Source organism: Synechococcus sp. R3-13 (genome assembly GCF_047462195.1).
Taxonomy (GTDB): domain Bacteria; phylum Cyanobacteriota; class Cyanobacteriia; order Thermostichales; family Thermostichaceae; genus Thermostichus.
Genome location: NZ_JANSIO010000503.1, coordinates 1 through 1,808, shown reverse-complemented (window position 1 = coordinate 1,808; position 1,808 = coordinate 1). Strand labels below are relative to the sequence as shown.

Below are 1,808 nucleotides of genomic sequence, written 5' to 3'. Positions count from 1 at the left end.
ATCCCTTGCTCCTGCCAGTACTGGGTATCGGCCAGCACGTGGGCCCGCAGGGGATTGTCGGCTTCTGGCTCCTCCAGGTCAGCCACGGCCTGCACGGCCCGGTCAAACAGGGCAATCAGATTGGGAAAGGCATCGCGAAAGAAGCCAGAAATGCGCAAGGTTACATCCACACGGGGGCGGCCCAAAACCGCTACAGGCAGGATCTCGATGTCCACCACCCGTCCTCCATCCCAGCGGGGTTTGACCCCCAAGAGCGCCAGGGCCTCGGCCCAATCGTCGCCGCCAGTTCTTAGAGTTGAAGTGCCCCAAACGGATAGGCCCAGGCGACGGGGATATTCCCCCTGCTCTTGCACGTAGCGCTCCACCAGCCGCTCGGCGGCCAGTGAGCCGACCTGCCAGGCGGTGGGGGTGGGGATGGCGCGAATGTCCACCGAGTAAAAGTTGCGCCCCGTGGGCAACACGTCCACTCGGCCTCGGGTGGGGGCGCCGGAAGGGCCGCTGGGCACATAGCCGCCCCCTAGCCCATGCAGCAGGTTCTCCAGCTCCTGGGGGGTTTGCTGCAGGCGCGGCAGCAGATCCGTCTCGATCCAATGCAGCACCTGCCTGGCTGCTGGCCCCGGCGGCGGATCGTAAGGGATCCCTTGCAGCCGCTGGGCAATCCACAGGCGGGCTTGCGCTTCCAGGGCGGCCACCCCGTCTCCGATGTGGCGAAAGTTCTCGCCCATAGACCTTGAGGTTTTCCCAGGCCGGCTGCCAGCGGCTAATTCTTCAGATAGACCGCCGCCCCTAGGCCGACCAACATTTCCTCAGGGGTAATTTTGCCATCTTGGTTGGTATCCAGGGCATCGAAAACGCGATCTGCCCCCATCCACTCCTCGCGGGTGATGAAGCCATCCCCATCCAGGTCGTAGACGCGAAACACGTCTTGGGCCGCATGGGTAATCACCACTTTGTTGCCCTCCAGCTTGTGTAGCCGCTCGGTGAGCAGGTTTTCCAACACCTCCAGCGCCTTGGAGAAGCCCTGGATCCCTTCTTCCAGCTTTTCTGAGGCCATGCGGTTTTCCCGGTGCATCTGGTCGAAGGTGGCTCTGTCCATCACCAGGCGGGGAATATCCATCTGCTTGGCTTTTTCTGGATCCAACTTGCGCTCCAGGTGACCCTCGGTGTTTTGCAGCTCCGCCAGCAGCGCCGGTGAGATGGTGAGAAGATCGCAGCCGGCCAACTCGATGATCTCCCCGATGTTGCGGAAGCTGGCCCCCATCACTTCCGTCGGAAAATCGTATTTGCGGAAGTAGTTGTAAATCTGGGTCACCGACTGCACCCCCGGATCTTCGGCAGGAGGGTAGCTCTCCCGGCCCGTGTGTTTCTTGTACCAATCCAAGATGCGGCCCACAAAGGGCGAGATCAGCTTCACCCCCGCTTCGGCGCAGGCGATGGCCTGGTGTAGGCCAAACAACAGGGTGAGGTTGCAATGGATCCCTTCTTTTTCCAGGATCTCGGCAGCTCGGATCCCTTCCCAAGTCGAGGCAATTTTAATCAGCACCCGGCTGGGATCCGCTCCTGCCGCCTTGTAGAGCTCGATCAAATGGCGGGCCTTGGCAACTGTGGCTTCTGTGTCGTAAGAGAGGCGGGCATCCACCTCGGTCGAGACACGCCCAGGGATGATGGACAAAATGCGCACGCCGAAGGCTACCGCCAATTGATCGATGGCATGGGCCACCACGGCTTTCGGCTCAGCTTTGGATCCCACCTCTTGGCGAGCTTTGAGCAAGGTCTCATCGACAATGCCCTGATACTGAGGCATTTGG

The 1,808-nt window shown here is 61.2% G+C and carries 2 protein-coding genes; both read right to left on the bottom strand.

The window, feature by feature from the left end; all coding sequences use genetic code 11:
• The coding region (locus tag NW856_RS13890; protein ID WP_414400721.1) for a cobaltochelatase subunit CobN at window positions 1–725 on the bottom strand (725 nt) is incomplete at its 3' end.
• A 35-nt stretch (window positions 726–760) separates the two neighbouring features.
• Window positions 761–1,808, bottom strand: a 1,048-nt coding sequence (locus NW856_RS13885; RefSeq protein ID WP_414400720.1) for a transaldolase, incomplete at its 5' end; no start/stop codon positions are given.